The sequence below is a fragment of the Salinibacter sp. genome (genome assembly GCF_036626415.1).
In the GTDB taxonomy this organism is placed as follows: domain Bacteria; phylum Bacteroidota; class Rhodothermia; order Rhodothermales; family Salinibacteraceae; genus Salinibacter.
Map to the genome: position 1 here is coordinate 1 of NZ_JAZKRW010000099.1, position 11,854 is coordinate 11,854.

At 68.9% G+C, this 11,854-nt stretch carries 11 protein-coding genes; 6 read left to right on the forward strand and 5 right to left on the reverse strand.

The window, feature by feature from the left end:
- The 4 genes from V5A20_RS10635 to V5A20_RS10650 form a co-directional block, all read left to right on the forward strand.
- A partial coding sequence (locus V5A20_RS10635) for a DUF4385 family protein (protein ID WP_332327300.1) occupies positions 1-430 on the forward strand: 430 nt, incomplete at its 5' end.
- A gap of 34 nt (positions 431-464) precedes the next feature.
- Positions 465-1,388 carry an alpha/beta fold hydrolase gene (locus V5A20_RS10640; protein WP_332327301.1) on the forward strand — a complete coding sequence of 308 codons (924 nt, stop codon included), beginning with the start codon at positions 465-467 and terminating at the stop codon, positions 1,386-1,388.
- A gap of 56 nt (positions 1,389-1,444) precedes the next feature.
- Positions 1,445-1,762 (forward strand): DUF2752 domain-containing protein, encoded by a 318-nt coding sequence (locus V5A20_RS10645; protein WP_332327302.1) that lies wholly within the window; start codon positions 1,445-1,447, stop codon positions 1,760-1,762.
- Positions 1,763-1,799: 37 nt separating this feature from the next.
- Positions 1,800-2,180, forward strand: coding sequence for a TM2 domain-containing protein (locus tag V5A20_RS10650; RefSeq protein WP_332316868.1), 381 nt, complete (start codon positions 1,800-1,802; stop codon positions 2,178-2,180).
- Positions 2,181-2,289: 109 nt separating this feature from the next.
- On the opposite strand, the gene V5A20_RS10655 is transcribed toward V5A20_RS10650, so the two are convergent.
- From V5A20_RS10655 to V5A20_RS10675, 5 genes are all read right to left on the reverse strand, one after another.
- Complete coding sequence (locus V5A20_RS10655) at positions 2,290-4,056, reverse strand: lytic transglycosylase domain-containing protein (RefSeq protein WP_332327303.1); 1,767 nt, start codon at positions 4,054-4,056, stop codon at positions 2,290-2,292.
- Between the two features lie 109 nt (positions 4,057-4,165).
- On the reverse strand, positions 4,166-5,155 hold the full coding sequence (locus V5A20_RS10660; protein WP_332327304.1) for a cation diffusion facilitator family transporter: 990 nt from the start codon (positions 5,153-5,155) through the stop codon (positions 4,166-4,168).
- Between the two features lie 190 nt (positions 5,156-5,345).
- On the reverse strand, positions 5,346-5,999 hold the full coding sequence (locus V5A20_RS10665) for a CDGSH iron-sulfur domain-containing protein (RefSeq protein WP_332327305.1): 654 nt from the start codon (positions 5,997-5,999) through the stop codon (positions 5,346-5,348).
- A 128-nt stretch (positions 6,000-6,127) separates the two neighbouring features.
- Complete coding sequence (locus V5A20_RS10670; RefSeq protein WP_332316082.1) at positions 6,128-7,165, reverse strand: NAD(P)/FAD-dependent oxidoreductase; 1,038 nt, start codon at positions 7,163-7,165, stop codon at positions 6,128-6,130.
- Between the two features lie 151 nt (positions 7,166-7,316).
- The gene (locus V5A20_RS10675) at positions 7,317-7,610 is read right to left on the reverse strand and encodes a S41 family peptidase (protein WP_332327306.1); all 294 of its coding nucleotides are present in this window, start codon (positions 7,608-7,610) and stop codon (positions 7,317-7,319) included.
- Positions 7,611-7,747: 137 nt separating this feature from the next.
- Between V5A20_RS10675 and recQ the strand changes: the two genes are divergently transcribed.
- Positions 7,748-9,574, forward strand: a complete 1,827-nt coding sequence (recQ, locus tag V5A20_RS10680; protein WP_332316080.1) for a DNA helicase RecQ — start codon at positions 7,748-7,750, stop codon at positions 9,572-9,574.
- Between the two features lie 142 nt (positions 9,575-9,716).
- On the forward strand, positions 9,717-11,093 hold the full coding sequence (locus V5A20_RS10685) for a hypothetical protein (protein WP_332327307.1): 1,377 nt from the start codon (positions 9,717-9,719) through the stop codon (positions 11,091-11,093).
- The last annotated feature ends 761 nt before the right edge of the window (positions 11,094-11,854 follow it).

Sequence of the window (11,854 nt, forward strand, 5' to 3'; positions counted from 1 at the left end):
CCACCCGGAGGCCTACCGGTACGACTCCAGTGAGCAGGGCGTGTTCAAGGTCCAGCCGTACAAGGACGAGCTGCTCCCCGACTGGGGCTTCAAAGACAAGGCCGCCGCGGAGGCCGCGGTGGAGGCCCTCCGGGAGGCGTACGAGCAGTACCGGGCCACGGACGACTTTGTAGGCATGGACATGGCGCGCAAGTACCTGCAGATGGGCTTTACCCGTGCCATGCGGTACGCCAAGTATCCGGGCGGGCAGAAGTACGACGACGGCACCCAGCGAGAGCCCGAAGAGTGGGCCGACCCCGAAAAGCGGGCGGCGGCCGTCGTCTTCCGCGACGCGTGGCAGGCCCTTACGGACGACCCCGCGTACCAGCGTCTGAAGGAGCACCATCAGAACGAGGTGTACGAGCCGGACGCGAGTCCGATGGTAGAGTAGCAGTCTGCATCGCCCGTCCCCGAACGCCTCCACAATGCCACAGAGCCCCGTCGAACACATTCCGGTCTCCCTCGATCGTCGCTGGGTGCAGGGGCGTGGCGTGCAGCTGCATGTGCCGGTGGCGGGGCCCGAGGACGGCCCGCTCGTGGTGCTCCTCCACGGCTTTCCGGAGTTCTGGTACGGGTGGCGCCACCAGATCCCGGCCCTCGCCGAGGCGGGCTACCGGGTCGCCGTGCCGGATCAACGCGGTTACCACCGGAGCGATGCGCCGCGGGCCGTCTCCGCCTACGACCTGGACGTGCTCGTGGACGACGTCTGCGCCGTCATCGACGCGATGGGTCGCGACCGGGCCGCCGTCGTGGGGCACGACTGGGGCGCGATGGTGGCGTGGCACCTCGCCCACGCCCATCCGGAGCACCTGCGGCGCCTCGCGATCCTCAACGTGCCGCACCCCCACGTCTTTCGGGAGACGCTCCGCACGAGCCCCACGCAACTGCTCCGGAGCACGTACGCGCTGTTCTTTCAGGTGCCTGTCGTGCCCGAATGGCTGCTCGGGCGCAATGACGGGCAGGGACTCGCCACGATGCTGCGGTGGAGCAGCCGGGCCGGCACGTTCGACGAGACCGACCTCGCGATTTACCGGCGGGCGTGGCGGCGGCCGGGTCGGCTCCGTGGCATGCTGCACTGGTACCGGGCCGCGGGCCGGCGCGCCCTGCGGAGCATTCCGCCCTCGGATCCGATCGACGTGCCGACGCTCGTGGTGTGGGGCGCACGGGACGTGGCCCTCGGTCGGCAGATGGCGGCCCCCAGCGCGGCGATGTCCACCCACGGCCGCCTCCGGGTGCTCGACGATGCCACCCACTGGGTGCAACATGACGCCCCGGCCGTCGTCAATCGGCTACTGCTCGATCACCTGGCGGGGGCAGGGCGTGGAGCGCGGCGGGCGAGTAACAGTTGAGGCGCCCGATACGTGGTGAGAGCAGAGTCCAGCATTCTCACTCGATCCGTCCCCCCATGCCGACCGCTCAAGGCCTACTCGGGCCTGCCATTCAGCGACTCCGGGCCGTGCCGCTCGAGGCGGTCTTCTGGACGGCGGCCCTCGTCGCCGCGGCCAGCATCGATCCGCAGGCCCCCGGCGGCATCAACCTGTGCCTGATCGAACGCCTGGGCCTGCCGTGCCCGGGCGACGGCCTCGGAACGGCCATCGCACACCTGGCCCGCGGCCACTGGGCGGCGTCGTGGAAGGCCCACCCGCTGGCGGGCCCCGTCGTCGGCGTGCTCCTGGCACACGTTGTGTCGCTGTGCCGGGCGGCGCGTCGCCCGGCCCGCTGAAGCGCCCGTCTTCTGTTGCACCATCCCCCTCTCCCCCATGTCCAAAGTGCTTCGACACCTTCCCGAACTCGACGGCGACGAACAGGTCGAGGTCGCGCGCCTGCTGAACGACATGAGCGACGCGCAGGCCGGGCACTTCGCCCGCATCTACCGCTCGCGCCGCCGCGAGCCCGTGCACATCCTCCTCCTCGCGGCCATCGGGTTCGTCGGGGCCGGCGGGCTGCACCGGCTCTACCTGGAGGAGTTTGCCCTGGGGCTCGTCTACCTCTTTACGGGCGGACTGTGCCTGATCGGGACGATCTACGACGTCATCAAGTACAAGGACCTCGCCCTCCGCTACAACCGGGACGTGGCGCTGGAGACGGCCGAGACGGTCCGCCAGGTGTACGACGACGCCTCCGAGTCGGAGGACGCGTAGGATCTCAGTCTGTGGGCCGGGATGTGTGGGCGCGGCGGAGCCGCCTCTACGAACGGCGCAGAGGGGGGCAGTCAACGGTCCCCCGTTCAGCCGTCTCGTCCTCAACGCACTACTCCCGGATCTGGAGGCGCTGGCCGGGACGGATGCGCGTGCCATTGAGGTCGTTCCAGGCCTGGAGCTCGCGGATGGACACGCCGAACTGCTGTGCAATCTCGCCGAGCGTATCGCCCCGCGTGACGCGGTAGGTCGTGGGAGAGGTGGCGGCCGTCTCGGGGGCGGACGACGAGGAGGAAGGAGACGGTTCGGACGACGTGTCCGGGGGAGCCTGGGCCGTTTCGATGGCGTCGAGCGGGCGGGTGGGGGGCGAGGTGTCGTACTGTACGCGCAGGGGCCGCTGCTGGTCGGTGGCGCTGAGGGCGCTCGCGTACTCCTGCACGGGCACCACCAGCCGGTCGCCCGGGCGGATGATGGCGCCGTCGATCCCGTTGAGCCGCTTCAGGGTGGCGGTGGACGTGCCAAAGCGCACGGCAATCTCGGAGAGCGTGTCGCCCCGCCGCACGGCGTACGTGGTGGCCGGCTGCTTCTTCGCGTCCGGCAGCTCGGCGTAGTTCCAGGCGAAGCGCGGGTAGCTGCCCAGCGGGATGCGCACGTAGTACCGCTCCTTGGAGGGTGGGATGCGCCCCCGCCGCAGCTCGGGATTGAGCGACTCGATGGCGCTGCGCGTCGTGTCGGCGAGGCGGGCCACGGTGCGGAGCGACAGGCGGCTCCCGTGCACCGGCACGTAGTCGTAGGCGAGGGGGGAGGCCGGCGCGGCCGGGTCGAGGTCGAACGCCTCGGGGTTCTCCATCACGCGGGCCGCGGCGATGAACATGGGCACGTAGCCCTGCGTCTCGCGCGGCAGGTACTCGTGGGCGTCCCAGTACGACGGGTCCTCGGCGTCGGCCCGGCGGAGGGCGGACCGCACGCAGCCGGCCCCACAGTTGAAGCCGGCCAGCGCCAGGTGCCAGTCGCCAAACTCGTCGTACAGGTCGCCCAGGTGACGGGCGGCCGCCCGGGTGGCCTTTTCCGGGTCGCGCCGCTCGTCGACCCACGCGTTCACGGTGAGGCCGTACCGCCGGCCGGTGCCCGCCATAAACTGCCACATGCCCACGGCGCCGGCCCAGCTCCGCGCGTCGGGGTTGAGGCCGCTCTCAATCATGGCGAGGTACACGAGCTCCTGGGGCACCCCCTCCTCCGCCAGGATGTGCTCGATCATCGGCCCGTACACCTGCACGCGCCGCCGCCAGTGGTCCACGTGCTCGCCGGGCTCCTCTTCGAGGGCGGTCGTGCTCTGTGTCACCAGTCGGTTCGAGGTCATCGGAATCTCGGCGCCCTCCACTGTGGCCTCGGGGCGGGCGGGCTCCACCTCCAGCAGCGGGTTTTCGACGTCGTCGAGGGAGGCGAACAGGCGGGCCCGGACGGAGAAAATCTGTCCCCGGGCCAGGAGCGTCGAGTCCGGGTCGCTGGGGTAGCCGTGGAAGCGCCGGTACTCGGCCGTGAGGCCCCCGTAGACCGACCGGACGGCGCTCCGCTCGAGGGCCTCCGGCCGGGTGCGGAGCAGGGCGGCCAGTTCGGCCATGGCCTGGTTGAGCAGGTGGGCCCGGCGCACGCTGTCGTCCGCGGCCAAGAGCTCCGACTCCAGGGCGTACAGGCGGGCCACCTCCGGGTCGAGGGCGGTCGTGTCCGTGTCCGCCACCAGGATCGTATCCTCGGGCACCCGTTCCGGCTCGGGCGTCGGGGCGAGCGAGGAGAGCGAGCCGCCGCAGCCGGCAAGCACGAGCAGGGCGAGGCCGGCGCAGCCTCCACGGAAGAGGGCACGGGTGAGAACGGTCGACATGGAGATGAGGGTGGGAAGAGGGAACAGCGTGTGGGACCGCGGACGGGGACGATACGGAATCCGCGGCCCATCGTCAATGCAATGCGTCGGCGTCGATGGTGAATATTTTCTACGAGGGCGGATCGCCGGCCGCGGAGGCCCCCGAGTCCGATGCTCGCGTGCGGGCAATCGAGCCCGCCTCCACAAAAATGTACCGGATGCTGGGGTGAGCCTCCCGAATGGCGCGCTCCAGCCGATCGACGGCGGCCTCTACGGCGTCAGCGTCGAGGGCGTCGCGGAACCGCAGGTCCATGTTCAGGAGGAGGGCGCGAGGCCCCATGTGCATCGTGAGCAGGCGCTCGACCGACGCGATGTCCGTGTCGTCGCGGGCCATGCGACGAATATCGTCCCGAATCTCGGGGGCCGCCGCCTCGCCGATTAAGAGCTTTTTGCTCTCCCAGATGAGAAAGGCGGCCACGCCACACAGGATGAGCCCGATGATGATGGACGCAACCCCGTCGATCACGGGCATGTGGAGTAGACTCGCAAGGTGAATGCCAACGAGCGCGACGACGAGGCCGGCCAGGGCGGCGGTGTCCTCGAACACGACCGTGAAGGTCGTCGGGTCCTTGCTCGTCACGATGGCCTCAAAGAAGGGCGTGTCCCCGCGCTGCTTCTTGAACTCCTGCAGGGCGGTGCGGAGGGCGAGGCCCTCAAACACGATGGCGGCGCCGAGAACGATCGTGTTGAGCGTGAGGCCGCCGATCGAAACGCCGAGGATCGAGGCGGAGGTGGCGCCGCCGTGGCCGGGGTCGAGCGTGTGGAGGATGCCTTCGTAGAGGGAGATGCCGCCGCCGAGGCCGAAAATCAGGACGGCCACGACGAGCGTGTAGAAGTAGAGCGACTTGCCGTAGCCGTACGGGTGCTGTTCGTCGGGCGGGCGCTTGCTGCGGCGGATGCCGAGGAGGAGCAGGCCGCCATTCCCGGTGTCCACCAGCGAGTGGATGCCCTCCGCCAGCATGGCGGAGCTGCCACTCACGGTGGCGCCGAGGAACTTGGTAACGGCGATGGCGAAGTTGCCGAGAATCGCGGCGTAGATTGCCTTCTTCGACGAGGCCATGTTGGTTTGGGCGCGGGGGTGGAGTGCGTGGGCGTGAAGAGTGTGGGAGTGGCGAGCGCAGGGATGAAGAGTGAGAGCATGACGAGGGGCCGGCAGCGTGTGAGACGGTCAGAGTCCTGCGTACTCCCGCGGTCCCACGCTCTCAATCCAGTTCGTAGGGCGCAGTTCGTCCAATGAGGGAGCGATGCACTCACCCCGCCTCGAAGTCGACCTCCGCGTGGCTCCCGTCGCAGAAGGGTTTGCTTCCGGAGGCGCCACAGCGGCAGAGCGCGCCCCGGTGGCCCGACACCGTCTCTTCGTCGGCCCCCTCGATGGTGACCGGCCCCTCCACCACGAACGGTCCGTCCTCCGTGGCCCGGATGCGGAGCGCCGTGTCGGTCTCGCCGTCGTCGTCGGGCGGGGAGAGGTGATCCACCGCGATGTGCCCGGCGTCCTCGAAGTCCCCGTCGTGACTGCCGTCGCAGAGCGGCTTGTTGCTCGACTTTCCGCAGCGGCAGAGGGCCATGCGCGTATCGGTGAGCAGCGTCTCCCCGTCGCTGTCAATGAGCTCCGCGTCGCCGTGGACGAGGAGGGGGCCGTTCGGAAACAGCGAGATGCGGTTTTCGTCGGGCGTCGGTTCGGGGTCGTCCCCGTTGCGGGTGAGGTGGAGCGCGCCGGTGGGGCACTGCGGCACCACCGCCTCCACGGCGTCGGGGGTGGCCTGGTCCGGCTCGATCCAGGGGCGGCGCTCCGGGTCGAAGACGGTCGGCAGCCCGTCTACACAGGCCTGCGCGTGGATGCAGCGCTCCTGGTCCCAGGTAACAGTGACGTCGTCGCCCTCATAGGTGTAGACGTTGGTGTCCATGACAGAACGGGTTGGTGTGAAGAGAGAAAAAAGTGATGCCCTTGGTACGACCCACGCCCGGAGGCGTTCAGCGAACGTTCATGCCCGTCCCGTCGGACCCGCCTCCGCTGCAGTCTTCTGTTCCTCTGTCACCCCTCTTGGAGGGACTCGGCCACGGCATCGCCGGTCTCCAGGCCATTCCGGACCGCGGCGTGCAGTCGCGCCGCGCCGGCCACCCAGTCGCCGGTCACGTACATCCCGGCGCGGGCGGCGGCCCGCACCGCGTCGGCCGGGACGCCCGCCTCGGGCAACGCGTACCGCCAGCCCTGATGGTCCGTCCAGTCGGGATCAGTCAGGCGCGCGTCCCCGACGATCTCCGCGGCGTGCCGCGCAAGGACCCCGATGTTTTGCTCAGGAGGATCGTCGTACCGCTCGGTCGACCAGGTGGGGCTCGCCTGCACGACGAGGACCGTCTCGCCGTCCGGCACGTGCCCGGGCTTGCACTCTTCGCGCCCGATCCAGCCGACCGGGTGCTCCTTGTCGGCATTCACCAGCGCGTAGTAGGGCGCGTCGATCTCGAACTCGTATCCGAGAACGGCGGTCCAGACCGTTCGGTAGTCGACCGCGGCCGCGGCGTCGCCGAGTTGGTCGACGGCCTCAATTCCGGTCTCGTCGAGGAGGGCGGCGGTTTGGGGCGCGGGCGGGTTCAGCAGGAGGGCGTCGAACGGGCCGTGCGTGGACTCGTCGGCGTCGGTGAGCCGCCAGCCCCCGTCGTGGTGAACGTCGACGATGCGTGTTGTCCGCTCGACGGTCGCGTCCGTCGCCCCGAAGAGGTGTTTGGCCAGCCGCGTGATGCCGTCTGCGTAGGTCCACCGTCGCTTGTCGCTGTCGCGGCCCTCCGCGACGGTCCCGTCGGCGTCGAACGTCCAGATCGGGCCGTCGACCTCCACGAGCCCGTCGCTGAGGTCGCCGGTGACGAGCGCGTTCACGCGGTCGTCGTCGTCCGTGAGGTAGTTGGCCCCGTACTCGTACACGAGCCCGTCGCGTCGCCGCGCGGCGGCCCGGCCACAGACCCCGCGTGATTTCTCGAAGACCGTGACTTCAGCACTCGGGAGCGCGGTGTCGATAGTGTACGTGGCGGCCGCGGCGCCGGCACCGGCGCCGACGATGCCTAGTCTGGCGGTCATAGTTTGTGTGGGGAGGAGGGGGCTAGAGAAATGCAGGCCGGGGGCGGTTCATCACGGCCATCGGGGATGGCTACAGCAAGAGAATTGCGGGGGCGATTGTCAAGGCCCGGCCGTGACGGTTCGGGAATACTTCGGAAGGGGCCCGCTTAACTTACTTCTGCCGGAGCACCTCCACTGCCGTCTCCAGCACCTCGTCCCGCCCGACTCGCACGCCCTCCAGCGTCCGCTCGGCCCGCACGTCGGGCCGGATGCCGACGAGGTGGTGCCGGGACCGGTCGTGCTTCTGGACGCGCATGCTCGTCCAGGAGACCTGATACTGCCCGGGCAGTTCGAGCGGGTTGACATTTCCGTTCGCCCCGGCGGTCGGCTGGCCGACGATGGTGCCCAGGTCGTAGTGCTCCGTGATGCCCATGATGCTCGTCGAGGACGCGAGGGCTGAAACCAACGAGGTCTCGACACCGATCGTGCGAAGGTCGGTTAGAAACCCGTATTTCTGTAGAAACGGCAGAACTGACTCGCCGCCACACAGTGCAGTGTATCGGGTCCAGTTTGTCTCATGCCTCCATTCCCTCAGGTTTCTTCATGGACGTCACCCACGCCGATCCCACGCACGTCCTCCAGTCCGTCTTCGGGTACGAGACGTTCCGTCCCTACCAGGAGCCGGTCGTGCAACGGCTTATCGACGGGGGCGACGCGCTGGTGCTGATGCCGACGGGCGGGGGGAAGTCGCTCTGCTACCAAATTCCGGCGATGATCCGGGACGGGACGGGCATCGTCATCTCGCCCCTCATCTCGCTGATGCAGGACCAGGTCGACGCCCTGCAGCAGGTCGGCGTGGAGGCGGCCGTCCTTAACTCCAGCCTGGACCGCCGGGAGCGGGAGGCCGTGGAGCACCGGCTCACGGCGGGGGACCTCGACCTCTGCTACGTGGCCCCCGAGCGGGCCACCCGCGACCGCTTCAAAACCCTGCTGTCGCGGGCCCGGCCGTCCCTGCTTGCCATCGACGAGGCCCACTGCATCTCGCAGTGGGGGCACGACTTCCGCCCCGAGTACCTGGCGCTGGCCGACCTCCGGGCCGACTTTGCGCAGGTCCCCTGCATCGCCGTCACGGCCACGGCGGACCCGCCCACACAGCGCGTCGTCCTCGACCGCCTCGGCATGACGGACGAGGACCGGTTCGTGGCCGGCTTCGACCGCCCCAACATCCGCTACGTGGTGGAGCCGAAGGGGAGCCGCCCGCGCCGGCAGCTGCACGAGTTCATCGAGCGGGAGCATCCGGGCCAGAACGGCATCGTGTACTGCCTCAGCCGCAACGGCGTGGAGACGACCGCCGACTGGCTGGCCGACCACGGGCACACCGCCGTCCCCTATCACGCGGGCCTGGCCGACCACGAGCGCAGCGAGCACCAGGACCGCTTCCTCCGCGAGGACGGCCTCATCGTGGTGGCCACCGTGGCGTTCGGGATGGGCATCGACAAGCCGGACGTGCGCTTCGTGGCCCACCTCGACGTGCCGAAGACGCTGGAGGCGTACTACCAGGAAACCGGGCGCGCCGGGCGCGACGGCCGCCCCGCCACCGCCTGGATGGCGTACCGCCGCGGCGACGTGGTGCGCATGCGCCAGCTCATCGACGACTCCGCCGAGAACGACGAGCACCGCTGGACCCAGCGCCACAAGCTGAACGCCCTGCTCGGCTACTGTGAGGCGCCGGACTGCCGCCGCAAGGTGCTCCTGGGCTACTTTGGGGAAGAGATGGACGGGGACACGTGCGGCAACTGCGACAACTGCCTCCGCCCCCCCGACACGTGGGAGGGCACCACGGCGGCGCAGAAGGCGCTCTCCTGCATCGCCCGCACCGGCCAGCGGTTCGGCAGCGGCCACGTCACCGACGTGCTGCTGGGCACGGACACTGAGAAGATTCAGCGCCACGACCACGACACGCTCTCCACCTACGGCATCGGGGCCGACCGGTCGAAAACCGAATGGCGCTCCATCCTCCGGCAACTCGTGGCGAAGGGCATGGTGGAGGTCGACGTGATGGGCTATGGCGCGCTCACGCTCACGGAGGAGTGCCGCCCGGTGCTGAAGGGCCGCGAGACGGTTGCCTTCCGCGACGGCGCCGCGGCCTCGTCGTCGTCCCCCGACACCACCAAGACGGCCGGCGACGACCCCCTTCCGGCCGATGGCCCGGAGCGGGAACTCTTCGACGCCCTCCGCGAGCGGCGCACCCAAATTGCCAAGGCCCAAGAGGTGCCCCCGTACGTCATCTTCAACGACAAGACCCTGCGGGCGATGGTGGAGCACCAGCCCCAGACCCAAAGCGACTTCCGCGCCCTGCACGGCGTGGGCGACGTCAAGCTGGAGCGGTACGGAGACCGCTTCCTCGATACGATCCGCGAGCACACGTGACCACCGGGGCGAGACGCGGGGGGCGTGCCAGTGGGGCAACGGCCCGAAATGGGGGCTTGTGACGAACTCGGGGCACTGCGCGGCCGTATAAATCCCGGTAGCGCCCCCTCAATTCAAACGTTGGGTGTCTATGCAACGGACTGTGGCTGCCAGAATTCGGCTCGTGCTGCTCGTTGGCGTGTTGCTGTTCGCAGCGGTGGGGCAGGGCCGCGCACAGGCCCCCCGTGGAGACGGGGAGGGCACCGCGGCGCTCGAGGGCTGGCCCCGCTCCCTGCCCACCCTCCTCGACGAGATGGGCCCGGACGCGCCGTACCTGCTGCCCCGCATCGACTCGCTCGCCCTCGACTACCAGTACGCCGCGACCGACACGACGTCACGGTGGTCGTTCGTGGTGAGTTGGCGCCCGGCCGAGCGGGTGCTCTACGAAGGGGAGGTCTTGCCCTGGCGCGAGCGCCCGGCGGGCACCCGCATGACCAATGTGGAGCTCCGCGCCGACGTGCAGGTGAACGGCGAGAGGCGCGCCGAAATGATCATCGGCGTGGACAGCATGGCCCTTCGTCCCGTGCCCGACCGCTTTGTGTTCAACGTGACGGTGTCCCACGAGCGCGTCTTCCTCAACACGTCGCCCTCGGAAGCGCGCCGCATTTTGTCGGAGGGGGCGACGCTGAAGGGGCTCGTCGTGGAACGCATGGGCTTCGCGTCGGACGCGGCCGAACGTCGGCGCAGCACCGGGGGCCGGGACGCCAATGAGCGCCGGACGGAGCCGTCGCGATCCCCGAGCATCTACAGGCCTCGGAGCCGCATCTTCATCGGCTGGCGAATCGGCCCGCGTCCCTACTACATTGGGGACGGCGATGGGGACGGCAACGGCGATCGCCGAACGCGACGTCCTCGCGGCGAGACGATCGGGCGATCCACAGCGGGTGCGGACCGCTCCGAAGAGGGGGGCCGAAGGGGCCGGAATGGGGGGCGAGGAGAAGAGAGTGAGGGGGAAGGCACCGAGGGGACAGAGGGAGAAGAAGACGCTCGTGCCGGAGACGCTTTCTCAGGCGACGATGAGGAAGACGATGAGGACGACGATGAGGACGACACAGACCTCCGCACTCCTGCCCTCGCCGCTGCGGCCGCCGTGGGGCTTTTCGCGGCGGCGGGCGGCACGGTCGGGCTGTACGGGCGGGGCGATACGCCCTTCGGGCTGGCCTCGGGCTATACCCATCCGAGGGGCGGCGTGCAGCTCCAGGCCGCCGTCAACAGTGCCGTTCTGGAGGATGGCTCCGATCAGCAGCTCAGTGTCCGGGCCCTCGGCTTCTACGACGTGTTCGAGTCGCGCGTCCAGCCGGCCGTGGGGCTTGGCGCCCACATCGATCCACAGGAGGGGCGGGACTGGGATCCCGTCGTTTCGGCCGGCCTCGTGGGCAACGTCGGGCGGGTGGTCCTCTACGGCGGGGTCGACCTGGTGCAGGGGACGCCCGAGGTCGGCATTTCGTACAACTTTCGCCACGGCGGTGGGGAGGAGTAGAACGGCCCCTTCGACGGACCGACAGGCCGCCCCTGTCCGGTCGAAAGCGCACGACAGCCTTCCTTGGGCTCTGCTCTAATTGGTTGGTGCTGAGGCAGCAGTGCCGGGCGTAATCAATAACAGCAACCAACACGGGGCAGCCGAAGCGCGAACCCCGAATATGCACCACTCGACTGAATGGAGCGTTGGTCCCAGACAGAACACCAAGGGCTGAACGCCTGTGAACTGGAGGGGCGATCTCTGCAACGAGGATCTTTCGGAGCCCTCAATGGGGGGCACCAGTCGAGGGTCTCAGGCCCAGGCAAGCAGCAATGACCACTGTTATCCCCGTCCTTGCACTGACAGTCGTGGCTGAGGCCCTGCAGTCCCCAAGCACAAGAGGATCAAGGCCCGGCCGCCTCACAGGCATGTAGAGGCTACTTGGAGGGAGACACTTAGGCCCTGTGAGGTTTCAGCTCCGTGAGATTTCAAGATGGTCACGGCCGGTCCTATGCGAGCTGAGGAATTCACAAAGCTGTGTTCTTGCCATACCCGGACAGACCGACGCTGAAGAAGGGTTTTGGCAGTGAAACAATAACAGAATCAGGCAGAGATCGTTTGATACTCTGTCGCTGGAAACCTACCGTATAGAGCACGCTTAGTGAGCATGTGCTCTTCGAGGTCGTGCCGTCGTGGCACGGCGGCAGGCGTCTCCCGAAGCGGTGGGCCTGCGTCGCGGGGAAAGTCCGGTGAAAGGCCGGCGCTGTCGCGCAACGGTTCCA